Origin of the sequence: Bradyrhizobium rifense (genome assembly GCF_008123425.1) — a bacterium.
In the GTDB taxonomy this organism is placed as follows: Bacteria; Pseudomonadota; Alphaproteobacteria; order Rhizobiales; family Xanthobacteraceae; genus Bradyrhizobium; species Bradyrhizobium rifense.
On record NZ_VSSS01000094.1, the window covers coordinates 1 to 20294 of the forward strand.

Here is a 20294-nt window from a genome sequence, read left to right on the forward strand (position 1 = left end):
TCCGGCCCGACATAGTCCTCAATCCGCGCAGGCAGAAGACTGGGTTGCTCCCGGCTCTCGCCGGTCTTGAATGTGCGATTCGCCATAAGACGAATCCTACATCAACTCCCAAAAAACTTGCCCAGCCTCGACGGGTCAAGTGAGAATTCGAAAAATAAGAATTTTCGGAAATGCGAAGTCACAACAGGCGCTTCGCTACTGTGCATGGGGTTGTTTTTCGAAGTTTTGGTCTGGAGGCTCTGACCAGGGCGACCTCGGCGACATGCTCAGCTTCGCGGTCCGCGCAGCTGCGTCGTCAGCTTCTCGATCGCGTCAGCGACGTCACGCCATTGCGACAGCCAGCTGCGCGGAAAGCGGAAGGTGAGGTCGGCACCGTCGATGCGGCGCTCGGACAGGCACATGCCGGGTGTGGTCCCATCACGCGTGCAGCGCGCCGTCAGCGCGGGGCTCGTTGCGGAATAGAAATCCTCGCTGCCATAGGGCGTGTCGCTGCGGAACATCCGCATCGTCAGCCCGTCGTCCGGTGTCGCCGCAGCCTGGTCGAAATAGCGCGGATAGATCGTCGCGGTGCGCTGCTCGGGCGACAGCGCATCGTGATGCGCTGATATCGACAGGAAGATGCGGTCGATCGGCTGCATCGCCGTATCAACCGTATCAGCCGTCACGTGCCGCGGCCCGTTGGGCGCTTCCAGCGAGGGATAGAGGAAATCGAGATCGATGCGCTCCTGCGGTCCGGAGTGCCGCTGGATCTTCATCCGGATCGCCGGGATCGGCAGGTTGAACAGCGTTCCGCCGACGCTGACGGGCAGCTTGTCCGGCGCGTCCGCACCGCCCGTGCTCCAGGTCGGCCACAAGAGATAGGCGACCAGCGCGATCGCGCTCGCCGCGAAGACGCCGGTGAGCGCAAACGGGACGAGATGCGTGCGCATCCTTGCGCCTGTCCTGGAAGAGCGAGGGGAGGTTGCCGAAAACACCGTCATGACGTTGCGCAAATGGACCCGGGGGTCGGCCGGTGGCCGACGAATCATCGGCGAATATGCCACGCGGCGGCGATATCGCGGAAGGTTCCCGGCTACCGGGAACGGGAGGGGGCTCTGCGTGGGCCGGGCGGCAGCGTTAACCTTCGCTTAAGGATAATGTAGCGTTAACCGGCACGATTTGTCACAGGAAGGGCTCCTCGCGTTGCGTATGGGCGGACTGTTCCGATGACACCTGAAGCTCTCAATACTTTGTTCGCGATCTGCATCGGCTTCGCGCTCGCGGGCGCGCTCGCAAATGGATACCAGGCGATGTCGCAGAGGCCCGCAGGTTTCGGGCTGTTGCAGGAGGGCGTGGCCCCGAAGACATTTGCGGCGGTGCCGTTCCTGGTGTTCGCGGCGCCCTTCATCATCATGCGCAACACGTTCCGCGGCATGCGGCTGGAGAGCCGGCGCTTCGAGTTCGTGATGATGGCGACCGTCATCGCCGGCTTCTGGAGCATGATGAGCGGCACCTTCTTCCTGATGACGTTGCGCGCCACCGGCGTGCTGGGCTGACGCGCTTTGCAGGGCTGCCCGCTGCGGCAGCCCTTTGCCTGTTCGTCGTCGTTTCGCTATGGCTGGGGTTGACGCGACAGGAGACCTCCATGGCGATCTACGAGCTCGACGGGCAGGCGCCCGATCTTCCTTCTGACGGCAATTACTTCATCGCGGAGACCGCAACCGTGATCGGCCGCGTGCGCCTGAAGCCGGGCGCGAGCGTCTGGTTCGGCGCGGTGCTGCGCGGCGACAATGAGTGGATCGAGATCGGCGAGGGCGCCAACGTGCAGGACGGTTCGACCTGTCACACCGATCTCGGCTTTCCCATGGTGATCGGCAAGAACTGCACCGTCGGCCACAACGTCATTCTGCACGGCTGCACCGTCGAGGAGGGCGCGCTGATCGGCATGGGCTCGATCGTGATGAACGGCGCGAAGATCGGCCGCAACAGCATCGTTGGCGCCGGCTCGATCATCACCGAGGGCAAGGAGTTTCCCGAGCGCTCGCTGATCATCGGCTCGCCCGCGCGCGTCATTCGCACGCTCGACGACGCCCAGGTGCAGAAGATGGGAAGTGCTGCGCGGTTCTACGTCGCCAACGGTCCGCGCTTCAAGAAGGGCCTGAAGCGGATCGGCTGACGCCGGTCCTTTGCCGGGCGCGCATCGCCGCGGTTCCCGAACCGTAAAAATACCGCTCGGAACTTTAAGCCTCTCCTAGCGCAACCGTGCCTATCCTGGGTTGTTGTCACCAGGAGGAGCGGCGCCATGGCTGCTGCGGCGCTGGGATCCCGGTTCGAGGCCGGATCCCAACTATTGAAGAAGCTCGTTCGCTTCGCGCGCGGTACCGACACGCTCAGCGTCGCGGAGAAGGTGTACAGCATCGCGGGCTTCCTCGCGATCGTCACCATCTTCCTGCTCGTGATGTCGGTCCAGACGGTCCGGTTGCAGACGACCTATCGGCACATGCATGCCACCTCCGCGGAAGCCGCGATCAACGTCGGACGCATCAATGCGCTGATCTACGCCATCGTGATGGAATCGCGCGGCATCTACATGTCCGGCGATCGCGGCGCGATGAAGCCGTTTGCCGACGGGCTGGTACGGCGCAACCGCGAGCTCGCCGGCGCCGTGAAGAGCATGGAGCGGACCGTCGGCGACGACGACGCCGAGCAATTGGCGAGCTTCCGTCAGCGCATCGCGCAATTCATCGACTTCCGCCAGGAGCTGGTACGACGCGGGCTCGAGATCAGCCCGGCGGCCGCGCGGGAGTGGGGCGACAATGATGCCAACCGGACGCTGCGCAACAAGCTCAACGTCGACCTCGAGACGTTAGAGCGCATCTACAGGCAGCGCGCCACCGATGCCGACGAGCTCGCGAACGAGAACCGCTATGCCGCGGCCTATCTGTTCATGCTCGGGCTCGTCGCGCTCGTTCTCGCCGGCCTCAATGTCGTCGTGATGCGGAGCTCGGTGGTCGGTGCGCTGGCGGAGATCACGCAGGCGACCGACCGGATTGCGGACGGGGACGTCAAGAGCGAGGTGCCGCATCTGCGCCGTCACGACGAGATCGGACGTCTTGCGCGCGCTGTGCAGCACTTCCGCGACGCGGTGGCGCGTGTCTTCGAGCTCGAAGAGCTCGAGCTCGGCACCGCGCAGGCGCGCGATGCCGCGATGACCGAGCGCGACCAGTTCAACGACAAGTACCAGGCCAAGAAGTGGCAGCTCTCGGCAGCGATCAACAGCATGCCGCAGGGCCTGATCATGCTCGACGGCAAGGCGGCCGTGGTCGCCATGAACGCCAATTACCGGCGGATCTACAATCTGCCCGAGACCATCCAGGCTGGATCGACGCTCGAGGAAATCCTCCAGCACCGGGTCAAGAGCGGGTTGTTCAGCGGCGACGTCGCAAAATATGTCGCGGCCGTTCTCGACCGCATCGCCAAGCGCGAGCCGACGGCCTATGAGATCAGCCTGAACGACGGCCGCACCATCAAGATCTACGAGCGTCCGATGGATGGCGGCGGCTGGGTGTCGGTGCAGGAGGACGTCACCGAACGGCGCCAGCGTGAGCGCATTCTCGAACGCATGGAGCGCTTTCTCGCCACCATCATCGAGAACGTGACTGAAGGCATCATCGCCAAGGATGCACGCAACCAGCGCTACGTCTTCGTCAACAAGGCGGCCGAGAAGATGATCGGCATGTCGCGCGGCGAGATCATCGGTAAGACCGCGCGGGAATTGTTCTCCGCCGAGGCGGCCGAGCTGATCGAGCGGCGCGACCAGCAGCTTCTCGCGCAGAAGCAGCAGCTCGAACCGATCGTCGACACCATCGACAATCCGACGCGCGGACGCCGCGTGATCTCGGCCCGCCGGGTCCAGATCGGCGGCGCCGGCGAGGAATCCCACATGTTCGTGACCATGGTCGAGGACCGCACCGAGAAGATGGTGGCAGCGGCATAGTGGCTGCCATTGTCACTTGGTCTTCTTGGCTTTGCGTCGCGCCGTTGTCTTCTCCGCCACGCCGTCGAGTCTCGCGCTCTTGCGCAAGGCGTCTCTGAGGTCGATGGGGATGCCGTGCTTCTTCAGGAGGTCGGCGAAGGCCTCGTCCGCGAGCTCCTGAAACGTCGCCATCCTGTCGCGCCCCAATTGCTTCAGCTTGTCGAACGTATCCTCGTCGAACGCGATCAGTTTGCGCATGATCGTTGCTGCCTCCCTGCTTCAAGCGGATGTGACGGGACTGGTTCCGGAACCCGAGTTTACCGCAGCCGTTGATGAGGCGAGGAGAATTTCCGATGACCAGATCGCCCGCAAGCGCTTCCATCAAAACCTTGATCGTGATCTTCGCACTCGCCGCGACGCCGGCGATTTCGTTCGCGCGAGCCACCGGCGGCTCCACCGGATCGAACTCCGGCGTCGTGCATGCGCCGCCGCCTGGCACCAACAGCCTGGGCACGGCGCAATCCTCCGGCGCGAACACGGCGCCCGGCGTGACCACCGGCTCGGTTTCGGGTGCGAACGCCAGCGCCGATGCCACGGTGAACGCCGAGAACCAGCTGCTCGACAGGAAGATGAAGAGCATCTGCCGCGGCTGCTGACGCTCGCGCGGAAGTGAGCCACCCCGCCTATCATCAATGATCGCGTGACATTAGCTTGACCTCTCTTTGGAATGTGGAGCGTTTCCACGCGGAGGATGAGTTGATGTTACGCAAGATGATCATGGCCGCGCTGGCCATCGCGGTGGTCGGTCTCGCAGCGCCCCAGGCGGCGCAAGCGAGGGGCGGCTTTGGCGGCGGCGGCCACATCGGTGGCGGCGGCCATTGGGGCGGCGGAGGCGGCTGGGGCCATGGTGGTGGCTGGGGTCACGGCTGGCACGGCGGCGGCTTCTGGCCCGGTGTCGCAATCGGCGCCGGCATCGCGGGCGCCGGCTATTACGGCGCTTATGGCTACGGCTACGGCGACCCTTACTATTACGGCGCCGGCTATGACGATGGCGGCTATGGCGCGCAGTGCTACCTCGTGCAGCAGCGCGTGATGACGCAATGGGGCTGGCGCGTCCGTCGCGTTCAGGTCTGTGAATAGGTCCTATGAGCGCGGGTGCCTGGCCGAGGCACCCAAATACCGCGGCACTAAAAAACAAGGCCGTTGACGCAGTATACCGTCAACGACCTTGCCAGCCCCGGATATTAAAATCGGCTCACGCCATCCGGTATGGGCGAGCATCGCGCGGAATCATACGGACGAGTGTGATCCATTTCACAAGTGGCAAAAATAAAACGTGGCGGCCCGGGATCCAATCAGCCGCGTGAGCGTTTGCGCGCGCTGGCATGGACGCGTTGACGCACCGGTTTCCTCCGGGTAACCGAGGGCGCATCCGCCTCGGTGGAGCGGACGCTGGCAAAGGATTGCCGCAGACCGTCGATGGATTCGTTCAAACTGGCGACCTGTTCCGACAGGCGCTTGGTGTCGGCCTGCTGCGAGGCGAGCAGCTTCTTCATGGTCAAAAGCTGGTCCTGCACGACCTGGAGCTGGTCGATCGATTCCTGCTGGGTCGCTTCCAGCCCCTTGGTCTTCTCGACGAGCTGCTCCGAGGCCTGCGCCGTGCGCGCCTGAAGCTGCCGCGATGCGACCACCCGGTCGGTCTCAGGCGCAGCGCCCGTATAGGCGCGCCAGATCGCGATCGAGGTGACGCCGGCGATCAGCAACAGCAGCGCTGCGGCCGTCAACGCGATCGGTTGGGCACCGAGACGGAGGAAGGGATTGGACCGTGTGTCCTCTGCGAGATCGATCATCGCTGACAAAACCCAAATTGAAACTTGGTGAGTGGCGAAGAGCGGCAGCACAAGAACGCAGAACAAGGCGGCCGGGACGTCCCGAAAACGTTACAGTTCAGCAACAAATGGGACGAAAAGGTGGCCGCCGGTGGAAAAAGCGCAATTGGCCCAAGGCGACGGCTCTGGTGGGAGGACGGCGCGCCCAAAAGAAGCCCTCTCCAGGCCGAATTCGGGTTGAGCGGAGAGTATCAGGGTACAGCCTATCGTGATGCGGATGAACGCGAGCCCGCTGCAGGCGAGCGGCTCTCATCGTGGACTGCAGGCTTAAGGCTGAAACGGCGCAAACGGGCCTGAATAGGTCTTCGAACGCGGCACCGCGTAGGGGCCGAGCCGGGATGTCGTCAGATTGAGCCGCACCAATCCCTCGGCCAGCGTCACCGCAGCCGCAACGCCGTCGACCACCGGCAGGCCGTGGGTGGCGGAGAGCTCGGCGGCGAGATCGGCCATGCCGGCGCATCCCAACACGATGGCTTCGGCGCGGTCGTCGCGGATTGCGGCCGTGATTTCCGCGGAAATTTTGCCAAGAGCGTCAGCGTTGCGCTCCTCGAGCGCGAGCACAGGGACCTCGGCAGCCCGCACGCGGGCGCAGCGCTCGGCTAGTCCGTATTTCCGCAAATTATGCTCGATCGGCACGATGGAGACGCCGAGCGTCGTCACCACCGCAAAGCGCGCCGCGATCAGGCTCGCCACATGGAAGCCGGCCTCGCCGATACCGATCACCGGCGCCTTCGCCACAGCGCGTGCGGCGTCGAGGCCGGTGTCGTCGAAGCAGGCGATGATATGCGCGTTCGCGCCGTCGCGATCGGCCTCGTGGATGCAGCCGAGCATGCCGGGGACGGCGAAAGCTTCGTCGTAAAATCCCTCGATCGAGACCGGCCCCATCGCGGGCTGGCGTGCATCGATGACGGTGTCTGGCAGCGCGATCTCACGCGCCGCCGCGGCGATCTTCGCCGTCATCGTGGCAGTGGTGTTGGGATTGACGATGTGCAGTCGCATCGCGATCAGACGAGCCCTTTGCCGGCGTCCGAGCCCTTGGCCGCCTGGCGCTTGTTGAGCATGTGGATCGTGCCGAGCGCAAGCGTGATCACCGCGAAGGACACCGCGGAGATGATGGTGCCGAGCGCGTAGATGTCCGGGTTCGTCACGGTCGTGGTGAGGCCCTGGAGGTCGAGCGGCAATGTATTCACTGCGCCGATCGCCTGGCTGGAGCGCGCGAGCTCGTCCCAGGACAGCGTGAATCCGAACAGGCCGATGCCGATCACCGACGGCAGGATGATCGGCAGCACGACATGACGGAAGGCCTGCCACGGCGTCGCACCGAGATCGCGCGCGGCTTCCTCGAGTCTGGGATCAAAGCGGTTGAAGATCGCAAACATGATCAGGAGGCCGAACGGCAGCGTCCAGGTCAGATGCGCGCCGAGTCCGGAGGTGAGCAAGCCCATCGAGGTCTCGAAATTCTCGTTCCAATGCGCCTTGATCAGGTCATCAACGATGCGGAATTCGAGCGAGATCCCGAGCGAGGTGATGATCGAGGGAACGATGAGGCTCGCGATCGCCGAGTAGAACAGAATGCTTTGCGCTTTGAACTTCCGGCGGAAAGCCATGCCGGCGGCGACCGACAGTACGACGGTGGCAGCCATCACGATGAGGCCAAGCAGCAGCGAGCGGCGGAAAGCCGCGCCGAGATCGACGATGCCGGTGCCCTGGAATAGTTTTTGGAGCCAGAAGGTCGAGACGCCATTCATCGGGAAGGTGAGGCCACCCTGCGGTCCCTGGAACGACAGCACGTAGATCGCGATCATCGGGCCGTAGAGAAACAGCACATAGGCCGCGAAGAAGATCGCAAGCACGTAGAAAGAGCGCGGGCGTCCTTCCTTCATCGCCTACAGCTCCTTCTTGATGTCGACGATGCGCGACATCATGGTGATGATCAGGAACGTAATGATCAGCAGGATCACGGCGTTTGCGGCTGCGGCCGGGAATTGCAGCGCGTTCACCCGTGTCTCGATGATCTTGCCGGCAGAGGCAATCTGCTGGCCGCCCATCACGCCGATGGTGATGAAGTCGCCCATCACGATGGTGATGACGAAGATTGAGCCGATCACGATGCCGGGCTTGGCGAGGGGGATAATGACGTTGACCAGCGTCTGGAAGCCGGTGGCGCCGGCGTCATAGGCGGCCTCGATCAGCGACTTGTCGATACGCACCATCGAATTGAAGATCGGCACCACCATGAAGAAGGTGAAGAGATGCACCAGCGCCAGCACCACGGAGAATTCGGAGAACAGCAGCCATTCCAGCGGCTGGTTGATCAGCCCGCTCTTGATCAACCCGGAGTTCACCAGGCCGTTGCGACCCAAGAGCGGAATCCAGGCGATCATGCGGATCACGTTGGAAGTCCAGAACGGGATCGTGCAGAGCAGCGACAATCCCATCTGCCAGGTCTTGGACTTGACGTGGAAGGCGAGGAAGTAGGCGACCCAGAAGCCGATAAAGAGCGTGATCGCCCACACCATCACGCAGAGCTTTAGCGTCTTCACATAGGTTCGCCCGATCGTGCAGAGATCAGGGAGCTGCGCGATGCAGCCTTCGAACGTGTCGGTGTAGCCGCGGCCGGAGAAGGTCGGCAGCAATTGGTATTCGTTGTAGTCCCAGAACGAGACGATGACGACGAAGACGAGTGGGATCAGGAAGAAGGCGAGAAACACCAGCATCATCGGCCCGGCCTGAAGCCAGGAGATGAAGGAGGGCGACAGGCGCGCCGCTTTTGCAGGGCGCGCCGTCTCCGATCCCCGGACGAGGTCCGGGGATGGCTGTTGCAGGATGTCTTCCGACGTATCCATCACGCGGCGATGAACTCGTTCCACTTGCGGACCATGTAGTCGTTCTCGTCCATCACGGCGTTCCAGCACGCGACGCCGCCCATGCGCTCCTCGTAGGAGCCGCCGTCACGCACGGCGCCTGCCTTCTCCAGCAGCGAGCCGTCGGGCGCCTTGATGTCCTTCTCGGCCGGCTTGCCTTCCATCCAGTAAGCCCACTCATAGGGCTCCATGTTGGCTTTCGCGGTCGAGAGCACGGCCGAGTAATAGCCCTGGCGGTTGAGATAGGCGCCGGCGTAGCCGGACAGGAACCAGTTCACGAACTCATAGGCCCAGTCGAGCTTCGGACCCGAGACGCCCTTGGAGACGCAGAATCCCGACGCCCAGGAGCGATAGCCTTCTTTAAGCGGCTGGAAGGTGCAGGCGATGCCCATCGAGCGCACCTTCGTCACCGCTGGCGACCACATCGACTGGATGACGGTCTCACCCGAAGCCATCAAGTTGACGCTCTCGTTAAAGTCCTTCCAGAACGCGCGGAACTGGCCGGCCTTCTTCGCTTCGGTCATCACCTTCATGGTGAGATCGATCTCTTCCTTGGTCATGTTGCCCTTGTCGGCATATTTGTACTTGCCGGTGGCTTCCACGACCATCGCGGCGTCCATGATGCCGATCGAGGGGATGTTGAGGATCGAGGCCTTGCCCTTGAACTCGGGGTTGAGCAGTTCAGCCCAGGAGCTGATCGGGCGCTTGATGATGTCGGGACGGATGCCGAGCGTGTCGGCGTTGTAGACGGTCGGGATCAGCGTGACGAACTCGGTCGCCGTCTTGGAGAAGGTCTTGGAGTCCTTGCCTTCGAGATACAGCACCTTCCAGGGCGCAGTGCCCTGATTGCCGATCTTCTTGCCGCCGGGCGTCTCGCCCTTGGTGAAAACCGGCGTGATGTTGTCGAATTCCTTGATCTTCTTGGAGTCGAGGGCAAGGATGTTGCCCGACGGCACCAGCTTCTTCAGCGAGAAATATTCGGTGTCCAGCACGTCGAAGGAGTTCGGCTGGGTCATCACGCGCTTGGTGACGTCGTCGGTGGTCGCGGTGATGTATTCAATCTTGATGCCGGTGTCTTTCAGGCACTGCTTGGAGATGTCATCGCCCTCGTTCACGGCGGTGCCGAGATAGCGCAGTACCTTCGGCTCGGCCGACATCACGTAGGGGAAGCCGGTGATGGCGCCGGAGCCGGCGGCAAGGCCGGCGAGCCCTGCGGTGCTCTTGAGTAGCGTACGGCGGCTGACGCCGGTCTTTTTGGTGGTCTCGGTCATTCCAGTCACTCCTCTGTGTTGCGCATTTTCTATGATGACGGCGCTATTGCAGGCGTTGCGCCTTGGCGGGATCCCAGGTGACCAGCACGCGATCGCCCGGACGGAACGGGTGGACGTCGAAGGTGGCTTCGGAAACGTGGGCGAACAGGGCGGTGCCGTCGTCGAGCGTGAGCGAGACGGCGACGTAGGAGCCCTGGTACTCGGTCTGGGTCAGCAGCGCCGGTGCGCCGAACGCGCCGTCAGTGACCGGCTTGATGCCGAGCTGATCGGCGCGCACGGCGATGAGGTTGCCGGCGTCGCTGAGGACGTTGTGGCCGCCGATGAAGCGCGCCACGAATTCGGTGTGGGGATGGTGGAAGATGTCGCGGGCCGTGCCCTGCTGCTCGATCTTGCCCTGGTTCATCACCACGATGTGGTCGGCGAGCGCCATCGCCTCTTCCTGGCCGTGGGTGACCTGGATGAAGCTGATGCCGAGCTCGCGCTGCAGCCGCTTCAGCTCGCCGCGCATCTTCACCCGCAGGAACGGATCGAGTGCGGACAGCGGCTCGTCGAGCAGGAGGATCTGCGGCTCCGTGATCAAGGCGCGGGCGAGCGCGACGCGCTGCTGCTGGCCGCCGGAGAGCTGGGCCGGCAGCCGCGCCGCATAGGGCGTCATGGCCACGAGCTCAAGCAGTTCGCCGGCGCGCTTGTGCCGCGTCGCACGGTCGACGCCGCGCATTTTCAGGGCAAACGCAACATTGTCGAGCACGCTCAGGTGCGGAAACAGCGCATAGGACTGGAACATCATCGCCGTGCCGCGCTTGGCAGGCTCGAGGTCGGTGACGTTTTGTGGCCCCAGGATGATGTCGCCCTCGCTGACCGCTTCGTGGCCCGCGATCATGCGCAGGGTCGAGGTTTTGCCGCAGCCGGAGGGGCCGAGCAGGCAGCAATAGGTGCCGGCGGGAATCTTCAGATTGACGGTGTCGACCGCCAGCGTCGTGTCGTAGCGCTTGGTGACGGCGACCAGTTCGAGAGCGGCGGGAGTGGCCATGATGTGTCCGAAGGAGGGGCGGTAGTCCGCGTCTCTCCGCAAGGTCCGTGCCAACCGCCCTTGGCCGGCCGAATTTTAGAACTGTGCAGTGGAGTCAAATCGTTAGATCGAATCCGGCAGAGCTGCGCGGCCCGTCGCGTGGTCCGTAGTATGCACACAAAATGGGCGAATATTGTATAAAGTTTCGCCTGTGATTGGATACAGCTAGTCGACTACCATTCGAGACCGAACGTCGTCGACCCAGCCCTCAAACCCAGCCGTCGAACTAATGGCCGCCAAATCCCGCCCGAAATCCGACGCGCCCGACGTGAGCGATCGCGTCAGCCGGATCAGGGAGGGCGTGACTGCGGCGATCCTCGAGCATCGCCTGCTGCCGGGCACCAAGCTCGGCGAAGACGAGATCGGCGAGATCTATGGCGCGAGCCGTACGCTGGTCCGCACCGCGCTGCAGCAGCTCGCGCATGAGGGCATCGTCAACATCGAGAAGAACCGCGGCGCCTTCGTCGCGCGCCCGACGCCGGCGGATGCCCGCGAGGTGTTCGAAGCGCGTCGGCTGATCGAGCCCACCATCGTCGATCACGCTGTCGACGCCGTTTCGCCCGCGTGGATCAATCGCCTTCAGCAGCATCTCGCCGAGGAGCGCGAGGCGGAGCTGCGTGGCGACGCGCGCGCCTCGGTCCGGCTCTCCGGCGAGTTTCACCGGCTCATCGCGGAGATGAGCGGCCACAGCATCTATCTCGGCTTCCTGAAAGAGCTGATTGCCCGCTCCTCGCTGATCATCCTGCTCTATCGCCGTCACGACACGCCGGCCTGCGGCACCGCTCATCACGCCGAGATCGTTACCGCGATCCGCAAACGCGACAAGCTGGCTGCGCGCGCGCAGATGCTGTCGCATCTGAACGAGATCGAGGCCGAGCTGTTCCTGAAGGATCCCGCCGCCGACGAGCTGCGACTCGCGGACGTGCTGGGCGCGTAGGCGCTTGCGGGTTGATTTGAGTTCTACGGAAGTCTGACAGTCGCGCTTACCCATCTAACGGCAGAACTTGGCTCCGACGCATCTCATCGGGCCGTATAGCTGACTTGCAAAATCTTCCTGTGGTTGCAAATTGACTCGATGCGGTTTGCAAGCATCAATCCACAAAGGCGGCACGTCGACGGCTGGCTGGATCTTGGCCGGCAAGTTGCGGCTGGAATTGCGTAGCGTATCTGCGTGGAGATTGGACATGCGGGCTTTGACCGCGCCGGCCGGATTGTTCAGAGCGGTTCCACTGCTTGTCTCGATTGGAACGAGCCTCTGTCTCGCGTCGCCGGCGCCGGCCCAGCAGGACACCGCTGTCCTGTTCCGCAACGTCAAGATCTTCGACGGCAAGAACGCGACGCTCTCGGCCGCATCCAATGTCCTTGTCAGGGATGGCAAGATCGAGAAGATCTCGACCGCCGACATCGCGGCGACCGGCCAGGTCATCGCCGGCGGCGGCCGTGTGCTGATGCCGGGGCTGATCGATGCGCATTGGCACGCGATGCTGGTGCGCCCGACGCCGATGGCGTCGCTTGCAAACGATGTCGGCTACAACAATCTGCTCGCCGCCAGCGAAGCGACCGCGACGCTGATGCGCGGTTTCACCACCATACGCGACATGGGTGGGCCGACCTTTGGTCTCAAGCAGGCCATCGACGAGGACCTCGTCGCTGGTCCGCGCATCTATCCATCCGGGGCCATCATCACCATCACCGGTGGTCACGGCGACTTCCGCCAGCTCTCCGACCTGCCGCGCACCATCGGCGGCATGCTCAGCCGCATGGAGCGGATCGGCGGCAGCATGGTCGCCGACAGTCCCGACGAGGTGCGCGTGCGCGCCCGCGAGCAGCTGATGCAGGGTGCTTCGCAGGTCAAGCTCACCGCGGGCGGCGGCGTGGCCTCGCCGTTCAGTCCGTTAGACGTCTCGACCTTCACTGAGCCCGAGCTGCGCGCCGCCGTCGAGGCCGCCGACAATTGGGGCACCTACGTCGCCACGCACGCCTATACGCCGGTCGCGATCCAACGCTCGATCGCCGCCGGCGTCAGATGCATCGAGCACGGCCATCTCATGGACGAGGCGAGCGCAAAGCTGATGGCGGAGAAGGGGATCTGGCTGAGCACGCAGCCGTTCCTGGACATGTCCATGGGTGCCGGGCTCGGGCCGGCGGAGCAGGACAAGCTGCGGCAGGTGGTCGCCGGCACTGATCGTGTCTATGCGCTGGCAAAGAAATATCACCTCAAGACCGCATTCGGCACCGATGTCCTGTTCTCGCAGGCGCTGGCGGAGAAGCAGGGCTCGATGCTGGCCGCGCTGACACGCTGGTACACGCCGGCCGAAGCGCTGGCCATGGCGACCTCGACCAATGCGGAACTGCTGAGCCTGTCGGGCCTGCGCAATCCCTATCCCGGCAAGCTCGGCGTGGTCGAGGAGGGCGCGCTCGCCGATCTTCTCCTGGTCGACGGCAATCCGCTCGACAACATCAGTCTCGTTGAAGATCCCGCGAAGAATTTCGTGGTGATCATGAAGGACGGCAAGGTCTACAAGAACGCCCTGCCGCGCTGACAAGCGTGCTCCCAAAAAAGTTGCGGCCAGCCATTGGGGGATGGCTGGCCGCGCGCGAACCGGTCTGGGACGGGGAGGGGTGGGGATGTGACCGGGTCGCGTAACTCGTTCGTTTGTCTCTACTGATCTCTTGCGCTGGCGGTGGAGACCGCCGGCTTGGTATCGCCGAGCGACACCCAGACGTTGGGATCGGCCTGCGACTGGCGCTTGACGAAGCGGTAGCCGGTCTCCGTCCAGGCAACGACGCTCTCGTTCTGATTGTCGAGAACGAACTCGCCCTTGTCGGTCTTCACCGTCAGCACCGCATGTCCTTCGCCCTTCTTGTCGCGCACGACGGTGATGAGCAGGGCCTCGCGCGGCCATCCGGCATCAATCAGCATCTTGCGCTTCAACAGAACGTAGTCTTCACAGTCGCCGTAACCGTCGGTCGGCAGCGACCATTTCTCGATCACGCCCCAGTGCTCCTGGTCGGTCAAAGGCTTGATGGTCTCGTTGACCCAGCGATTGACCTTGGTCAGGTCGCGCCACGCGGTCTGCGACATCACGATGTCGCGCGGCTGCGTCGGCCCGCCCTGACACTGAGCGGTATTCTCTGCACAAAACTCGACCCAGCCGATCGGCGCACGCGTGGTGTCGCCGAGGCTTGCGTAGAGCAGACGGCTTTCGCCGGCCTGCGCTGCCGCGCTGATCCCGAAGAGCATGGCGGCGATCGCCAGTCTCTTCCCCTGTCCCCTGAAGTCCAACATTGCGGCCCCCGTTTCTTGTTGGGACCACATTTCGCATGGAGCTTTTGAGTTGACGCTAAATCAGCCAAGTCAAGTCGAGACGAATACAAGTAAAAGGCGCCGCTAATTCGATCTATACTTGAAGAAAACTCGAGTAAAATTTGAGAATACTGCAATTGATTCAAATTGTAGGGATTAACGCGGGAACGCTGGCGGAACTGCTGTTTGGGCGCGCGAACAGGCCGCGCGTTAACCGGCGTGCGGCGACATCCAGACGCGAAAAAAGGCGGCGTCCGCATCGCGGAGGCCGCCTTTGAGCCTGGAAAAACAGGGGTTTTGACGCGCTTTCGCTTTACCGCGCGGTAACGCTCTCTTCGAGTGTCTCGATCGGCTGCGAGTGCAAGAACTCCAGTGCGAAGCCGTCTTCGAGGTTTCGGACCACGCGGCCCTGGACCCGGCCGAGCAAAACCGTCGATTTCAGCGGCGGGCGGTTCTCCGCGGCGATGGCGGCGCCGGAGAGCGAGAGGTCGATGATGCGGCAGGTCATCTTGGTGCCGTCCTCGAGCGTCAGCACCGCGATCGGGTTGCGCGGCACGATACGGTCGTGGCGGCGGTCTTCCGGCAGATTGAGGATGTCGCGGTTGGCGAGCCAGGTCAGCTGGGCCGCGAGCTTGTCGCGCTTGCGCGGCGTCGCGCCCACCGTCATGGCAAAACCGTTGTCGATGATCCGGGTGATTTTGCCCTCGACCCGGCCGATATGGTCGAGATAGGCGACTACGCGGTCGCCGACATTACCGATGCCCGGCGCCAGCAGTGCCAGCCCGCCGGGCGACATGTTGATCACCTGGCAGGGGAATTCACGGCGATCCGGCAGCATGTAACGGCCCAGCAGGTGAACCTTCACCCGCTGGAAACGCCGACGTTCCTCGGCGGCCGGAAGAAATTTTTTGTTCGCCAACGCCATTTTCACTACCCGGACCCCCCGCCCGGGCGGAGTCCGGCACGACCCTAAGGTGCATAGGGTTAATGCCGCGTTATGATTTGGCGCGGCGATTACGAACCGACACGATCCGTTCAAAAAGCCACATCAAGGGCGGGCAGGCCAAAACCGTCAGTGCGCCGAGGTCGAGCGCGACCGCCGCGGTCCCCGCCGATTTGGCGAGCCGCCCCGCGACCGCCGGCCCCAGCATCATCGCGGCATAGAAGAGGGTGTAGAACACGCCCATCCCGATCGCCCTGGTCTCCGGGACGAGCACGCGGGCGGCGAGACTCATGATCGGGCCGGCCGGATGGCCGCCGATCAGGCCGATCAGGACCAGGATCGTGATCACGGCGTCCGACCGGCTCAGCCAGGCCAGCAGGGCGGCGACGACGAGGCTGGACGTAATCGCCAACATAAAGGGCCGCTTGAAGCGATCGGCGAGATAGCCGCCGGCGGGCACCGAAACCACTGACAGCCACATCACGACGCTGATCGCCGAGCCGGCCGCGGCGATGCTCCAGCCGCGCTCGGCCAGCAAGGAGGGGCCGAACGAGAAGATCATGGCGAAGCCGACATTATAGAGACCCCAGATCAGGCCCGCGACGATCACCGCGAGCAGCGCGAGGCGATCGAGACGGGCAGAGCTGGCCGCGCTGACTGTTGCGCCCGGCGGCGGCTGATAGAACATGATCAGCGCAATGCCGATCGCGCTCAGCGCACCAGTCGCTGCGAATACGGCGCCCGCGCCATAGGCGGTGCCGATCGCCGGCAGCACCAGCAGCGAGATCGCAACGCCTGCCGGCCAGGAGTTGACGAAGATCGCCATCGCGGTTGCGATCTCCTTCCCCGCGAACCAGTCGGTGCCCATCTTGGTGAGCTGCACCGTCAGCAGCACGCCGCCGGCGCCGGAGACGAGCCGGCCTGCCATCTGCAGACCCCAGATGTCGGTGGTCGCCATCACCAGGCTGCCGGCCGTCATCAGCAGCAGCGCTGCGATCGTGGTCGGCTTGTCGCCAAGGGTTCGCCCGATCGCGCCGCCCGGCAACGCCAGCACGACGCCCGGGGTGAAATAGAGGCCGATCAGAATTCCGATATCGGCGAGCCCGACGCCGAATATCTCTCCAAGCAGCGGTGCGACCGCGGCCACGCTCTGGAATTGGAACGCGATGGTAAGGCGAACGACGAACAGGATCGCAAGAATAGCCCAGCGATTACGCAATGACCGATCTCCCCAACCCGCTAGTCAAGCGTGCGGTGGGGAGGGACGAGAGTCAACCTTCTGTCTTCCGCGTCGCGCGCTGATAGAGCAGACACAGCAGCGCCAGCAGCACTGCGGCCGATAGTCCCAGCGACCAGTGAATGCCGATCACGGCGCCAAGGACGCCGACGGTGATGCCGCTGAACGCCCTCATGCCAAGTCCCGCCATATTATAGAGACCGACGACGCGGCCGCGGATGTCGGCTGGCGCATTCAACTGCACCAGCGCTTGCGCCATAGTGTTGAACGACAGCTCGAAGAAGCCCGCAAAGAACAAGAGCACGATCGCGACCGGATAGATCCGCACCGCGGCGAAGCCGAGCAGCGCCACGCTCCAGAGCGTCGCGAGCAGGATCGCGGTGCGCGGCGTGCCTTTCAATCGTCCCCAGGATTCCAGCGCAATGCCCGCGAGCAGCGCGCCCGCGGCGTCTGCCGCGAGCAGCACGCTGTAGGACACGCCGGGATCGCCGTGGCCGAGGTCGCCGGCAAAGCCCGGCATCTGGGCGTGATAGGCGTTGCCGATCATGAAGGAGGTGAGGCCGGCCAACCACGTCATGGCGGTCAGCACCGGCTGCGTGCCGATGGCGCGGATTGTCAGCAGGATGTCAGCAAAGCCGCGCACGGCGAAGCGCCGCACGGCGATGCTGCTGTCGCGCACCGGCGCCCAGAACAGCCACAGCAGCATCGGCAGATAGAATAGCGTGTTGAATATGATGCCATGCGAGGTGCCGAGCGTCAGCATGATGACGCCGCCCACGGCAGGTCCGACCAGGATGCCGAGATACCGCGCCATCGCGTTGAGCCGCACCGCGCTCGGAAGATCGGCAGGACCCACGAGGTCGTAAAGCAGCAGCTGGTTCGGCGTTTGCCAAAGGACGCCGGCGCAGCCGTGGATCACCAGCAGCAGCATCGCGTGCCACATCTGGATGGTGTCGGTGATGAAGAAGAAGCCCCATCCGGCGGAGGCCACGATGAACAGCAGCATACCGCACTGGATGATGCGCCGCGGATCGAAGCGGTCGGCAAGCCCGCCGACCGCCACCGAGAACAGCAGGAACGGCAGCCAGTGCGACAGCACGGCAAAACCGCCCAGCGTCGGCGAATGGAATTTCTGGAACACCACCCAATAGCTGATCACATGCTCGATATTGTCGGCCATCATCGCCAGCACATAGGCGATGAACTGCAGCCGATAGGGCACGGACTTCATCGCCGCGAACGATCCGGACGCGGCCACGGGATTTTGTCGGTGGGGGTTCAAGCGATCACCAGGGCGAGACTCTTGCGGCCTTACACGTTCGCCGCCGGTCGCTCAAGACACTTGGGTGCGGGGTAGGCTCGCTCCTAAAGCAATGGTCCCGTAGCCCGGATGGAGCGCGGCGCAATCCGGGAACGCCGGCCCCGCATTCCGCTACGCTTCATGCGGGCTACGCAGGTCCATCGGCCGCGCGACGCGCGTTATCGCCTCGGCATCGTCCTTCCGGTACTCACGCAGCATCGGCAGTGCTCTCTCGCAGCTCGGCATGCGACCGCCGCCGCAAACCTGCTCGCTCTGGCAAATCGCGCGGCGTCCTGACGTTCCAGGCGAGCCCGGTGAATTCAAGCGACCGGATCAGCCACCAGCCGGGATCGACCTGTCCCGATAACAGCCCCATCTTCGCCGAGCCGGGATAGGCGTGGTGGTTGTTGTGCCAGTTCTCGCCCATGCTGATCAGCGCGGCGAGGCGGACATTGTAGCCTTGCGCGGCAACGCCATCGATGATCCAGACCTGATCGCCTCGGGTATGGGAGAAGTGGCCGACCAGCCAGTGTCCGGTCACGCAGACGCTTATGCGCACACAGATGCCCCAAACGACCCAGTCCAGTCCGCCCAGCGCGAAGAAGAGCGCCGCCCACGGCAATTGCTGCAACATCCATGTGCGCTCGACGAAGGCGTAAAACCGGTCGCTGGCAAGTCGTGGCTCGAGCCTGAAGTCCGGCGGGTGGCGCAACACCAGCCGGCAATGCAATTGCCACCACGCATCGCGCCAGAAGCCGGCGCGATGGCAGGAATAGTCGTGGCACGCGAGCTGGCGCTGCGCCCAGTCGCGGAAATCGTGCAGGGCGATCATGCCGAACGGGCCGGCCATGCCGACCAGTTTGCCGAGATAGACGAAGAGATGTTCGAGCCAGAGCGGACAGTCGAAGCTCGCATGGATCAGCTTGCGATGCATGCCGACCGAATGTCCGCAGCAGAGCGTGACGGCGCTGGTCGCGATGAACAGCGCGAATGCCGGCCAGGAGCAGGTAACGGGTCCAAGCACGATCGCAGCTGCCGTCATGCCCGCCAGCCACAGCGATTTCGCCGGCGCCCATCCAATGGATCGGTGTCCGGGCCAATAAAGATTCGTTCCGAGCCTGGTCGCCAATTCATGGTCAGATTCCGGCAGAGGTCCGAAGCAGGCATCGCTGCGGCATGGGCAGCCTGCGGATACAACTGCGGCGTGTCAACGCCCGCCTTGGTATTTGCAATGTCGCACGGGTGACATAGGCTGATCGCGGCCCGCACCAATCAAACACAACAAGCGGGCCCCGAGGAAACAGCCATGCAACAGATCCGCGTCTGCACCCACGCCGGACCGGGCTCAGAGCCCGTGATCAAGACCGTGCCGTGGCCGAAGGTCGGCCGCAGGGGTGCGTTGATCAAGATCGGCGCGTGCGGTGTCTGCGGCACCGATTTGCATATTCTCAAGGGACATTGGCCGAAGCCGCTGCCCTGGCCGTTCACGCTCGGCCATGAGATTGGCGGCGTCATCGTCGAATGCGGCGACGAGTTCACCGAAGATTTCATGAGCAAGCCGCTCAAGGTCGGATCGAAGGTGATGATCCCGCCGCTGATGCCCTGCGGCAAATGCTACTACTGCATCCATTATCCGCAGACCGCGAACAAATGCCTGACGCCGGTCTATTACGGCCGCTATCTCGGCTTCGACAAGGCGCCGCACATGTGGGGCGGCTGGGCCGAATATGTCTATGTCGATCTCGACATGCTGCCGGGCACCAAGATCTACAAGCTGCCCGACGACATGTCGCTGCGCCTTGGCGCGCTGTCGGAGCCGCTGACCTCCTGCATCCGCGCGTTCAACCGCGCGACCCGCGCCGGCGGCTTCACCTGGGCCGACACGGTGGTGATCCAGGGCTCGGGCCCGATCGGCATTTTGGCGGTCGCGGCCGCCAAGGAGATGGGGGCGGGACGCGTCATCTGCGTCGGCGCGCCGGAAGAGCCGCGCCTCAAGCTCGCGCGCGAGTTCGGCGCGGAAGCGACGGTGAACATCGTGGAGGTCAAATCGCCGCAAGATCGTATCGCGCGCGTGCGCGAAATCGTCGGCGGTTTCGGCGCCGATCTGGTGATGGATTGTTCGGGCCATCCGACCGCGGGTCCCGAAGGCATCGAGATGCTGCGCGACGGCGGCACCTATGTCGAGATGGGCCAGTTCACCGATGCCGGCTCGATCGAGACCTCCTGGCACCGCATCTGCACCAAGGATCTCAACGTGCTCGGCTCCTGGGGCTTTACTGGTAATGATCTCCCGCTCGGCGTCGACATGCTCTATCGCACCCGCGACAAATATCCCTGGCTGAAGATGCAGACGATCTATCCGTTCACCGAAGACGGCGTCGCGCAGGCGGTGAGGGACGCGATGGCGATGAAGACGGTGAAGTCGACCATCGTGCCGTGGCCGGAATTGGTGGAGTAGG

At 63.8% G+C, this 20294-nt stretch carries 21 protein-coding genes; 8 read left to right on the forward strand and 13 right to left on the reverse strand.

Going from position 1 to position 20294, the window contains the following annotated elements:
* Positions 1-266: 266 nt before the first annotated feature.
* Complete coding sequence (locus FXB40_RS45265) at positions 267-980, reverse strand: hypothetical protein (protein ID WP_148778767.1); 714 nt, start codon at positions 978-980, stop codon at positions 267-269.
* 225 nt (positions 981-1205) lie between these two features.
* Here FXB40_RS45265 and FXB40_RS45270 point away from each other — a divergent pair, with 225 nt between their 5' ends.
* The 3 genes from FXB40_RS45270 (at position 1206) to FXB40_RS48535 (ending at position 3976) form a co-directional block, all read left to right on the forward strand.
* Entirely contained in the window at positions 1206-1535 is a 330-nt protein-coding gene (locus FXB40_RS45270) for a DUF6949 family protein (RefSeq protein WP_148778730.1), read from the forward strand.
* 89 nt (positions 1536-1624) lie between these two features.
* Positions 1625-2155: a gamma carbonic anhydrase family protein gene (locus tag FXB40_RS45275; RefSeq protein WP_148778731.1), complete on the forward strand. Its 531-nt coding sequence runs from the start codon at positions 1625-1627 to the stop codon at positions 2153-2155.
* A 126-nt stretch (positions 2156-2281) separates the two neighbouring features.
* On the forward strand, positions 2282-3976 hold the full coding sequence (locus FXB40_RS48535) for a PAS-domain containing protein (protein WP_187437577.1): 1695 nt from the start codon (positions 2282-2284) through the stop codon (positions 3974-3976).
* A gap of 12 nt (positions 3977-3988) precedes the next feature.
* Here the strand turns inward: FXB40_RS48535 and FXB40_RS45285 are convergent, their stop codons facing one another.
* A complete protein-coding gene (locus tag FXB40_RS45285; RefSeq protein ID WP_148778732.1) occupies positions 3989-4213 on the reverse strand; it encodes a hypothetical protein in 225 nt (74 codons plus the stop codon).
* A gap of 95 nt (positions 4214-4308) precedes the next feature.
* On the opposite strand from FXB40_RS45285, the gene FXB40_RS45290 reads away from it, so the two are divergent.
* Together FXB40_RS45290 and FXB40_RS45295 are read left to right on the forward strand one after the other, a co-directional pair.
* Positions 4309-4611 carry a transporter family protein gene (locus tag FXB40_RS45290; protein ID WP_148778733.1) on the forward strand — a complete coding sequence of 101 codons (303 nt, stop codon included), beginning with the start codon at positions 4309-4311 and terminating at the stop codon, positions 4609-4611.
* Between the two features lie 103 nt (positions 4612-4714).
* Positions 4715-5095, forward strand: a complete 381-nt coding sequence (locus tag FXB40_RS45295; RefSeq protein WP_148778734.1) for a hypothetical protein — start codon at positions 4715-4717, stop codon at positions 5093-5095.
* A 215-nt stretch (positions 5096-5310) separates the two neighbouring features.
* On the opposite strand, the gene FXB40_RS45300 is transcribed toward FXB40_RS45295, so the two are convergent.
* The 6 genes from FXB40_RS45300 to FXB40_RS45325 form a co-directional block, all read right to left on the reverse strand.
* Positions 5311-5805, reverse strand: coding sequence for a hypothetical protein (locus tag FXB40_RS45300; RefSeq protein ID WP_148778735.1), 495 nt, complete (start codon positions 5803-5805; stop codon positions 5311-5313).
* A 306-nt stretch (positions 5806-6111) separates the two neighbouring features.
* A complete protein-coding gene (locus FXB40_RS45305; RefSeq protein ID WP_148778736.1) occupies positions 6112-6843 on the reverse strand; it encodes an aspartate/glutamate racemase family protein in 732 nt (243 codons plus the stop codon).
* Positions 6844-6848: 5 nt separating this feature from the next.
* A complete protein-coding gene (locus tag FXB40_RS45310; RefSeq protein WP_148778737.1) occupies positions 6849-7727 on the reverse strand; it encodes an ABC transporter permease in 879 nt (292 codons plus the stop codon).
* 3 nt (positions 7728-7730) lie between these two features.
* Positions 7731-8690, reverse strand: coding sequence for an ABC transporter permease (locus FXB40_RS45315; protein ID WP_148778769.1), 960 nt, complete (start codon positions 8688-8690; stop codon positions 7731-7733).
* Positions 8690-9979: an ABC transporter substrate-binding protein gene (locus tag FXB40_RS45320; protein WP_148778738.1), complete on the reverse strand. Its 1290-nt coding sequence runs from the start codon at positions 9977-9979 to the stop codon at positions 8690-8692. Before FXB40_RS45320 ends, FXB40_RS45315 begins: the two co-directional genes overlap by 1 nt.
* Before the next feature lie 43 nt (positions 9980-10022).
* The gene (locus FXB40_RS45325) at positions 10023-11009 is read right to left on the reverse strand and encodes an ABC transporter ATP-binding protein (RefSeq protein ID WP_148778739.1); all 987 of its coding nucleotides are present in this window, start codon (positions 11007-11009) and stop codon (positions 10023-10025) included.
* A 268-nt stretch (positions 11010-11277) separates the two neighbouring features.
* Between FXB40_RS45325 and FXB40_RS45330 the strand changes: the two genes are divergently transcribed.
* Together FXB40_RS45330 and FXB40_RS45335 are read left to right on the forward strand one after the other, a co-directional pair.
* Positions 11278-11985, forward strand: a complete 708-nt coding sequence (locus FXB40_RS45330; protein ID WP_148778740.1) for a GntR family transcriptional regulator — start codon at positions 11278-11280, stop codon at positions 11983-11985.
* Between the two features lie 247 nt (positions 11986-12232).
* Positions 12233-13591 carry a metal-dependent hydrolase family protein gene (locus tag FXB40_RS45335; protein ID WP_148778741.1) on the forward strand — a complete coding sequence of 453 codons (1359 nt, stop codon included), beginning with the start codon at positions 12233-12235 and terminating at the stop codon, positions 13589-13591.
* A gap of 119 nt (positions 13592-13710) precedes the next feature.
* Here the strand turns inward: FXB40_RS45335 and FXB40_RS45340 are convergent, their stop codons facing one another.
* From FXB40_RS45340 to FXB40_RS45360, 5 genes are all read right to left on the reverse strand, one after another.
* Positions 13711-14337: a transglutaminase-like cysteine peptidase gene (locus FXB40_RS45340; RefSeq protein WP_187437578.1), complete on the reverse strand. Its 627-nt coding sequence runs from the start codon at positions 14335-14337 to the stop codon at positions 13711-13713.
* A 331-nt stretch (positions 14338-14668) separates the two neighbouring features.
* The gene (locus FXB40_RS45345) at positions 14669-15280 is read right to left on the reverse strand and encodes a PilZ domain-containing protein (protein WP_027536189.1); all 612 of its coding nucleotides are present in this window, start codon (positions 15278-15280) and stop codon (positions 14669-14671) included.
* A gap of 70 nt (positions 15281-15350) precedes the next feature.
* A complete protein-coding gene (locus tag FXB40_RS45350) occupies positions 15351-16517 on the reverse strand; it encodes an MFS transporter (RefSeq protein WP_148778743.1) in 1167 nt (388 codons plus the stop codon).
* Between the two features lie 52 nt (positions 16518-16569).
* Positions 16570-17793, reverse strand: coding sequence for an MFS transporter (locus FXB40_RS45355; RefSeq protein WP_148778744.1), 1224 nt, complete (start codon positions 17791-17793; stop codon positions 16570-16572).
* A 250-nt stretch (positions 17794-18043) separates the two neighbouring features.
* Positions 18044-18877 (reverse strand): acyl-CoA desaturase, encoded by an 834-nt coding sequence (locus tag FXB40_RS45360; protein ID WP_246208352.1) that lies wholly within the window; start codon positions 18875-18877, stop codon positions 18044-18046.
* Between the two features lie 264 nt (positions 18878-19141).
* Here FXB40_RS45360 and FXB40_RS45365 point away from each other — a divergent pair, with 264 nt between their 5' ends.
* The gene (locus FXB40_RS45365; RefSeq protein ID WP_148778746.1) at positions 19142-20293 is read left to right on the forward strand and encodes a zinc-binding dehydrogenase; all 1152 of its coding nucleotides are present in this window, start codon (positions 19142-19144) and stop codon (positions 20291-20293) included.
* Position 20294 lies beyond the last annotated feature (1 nt).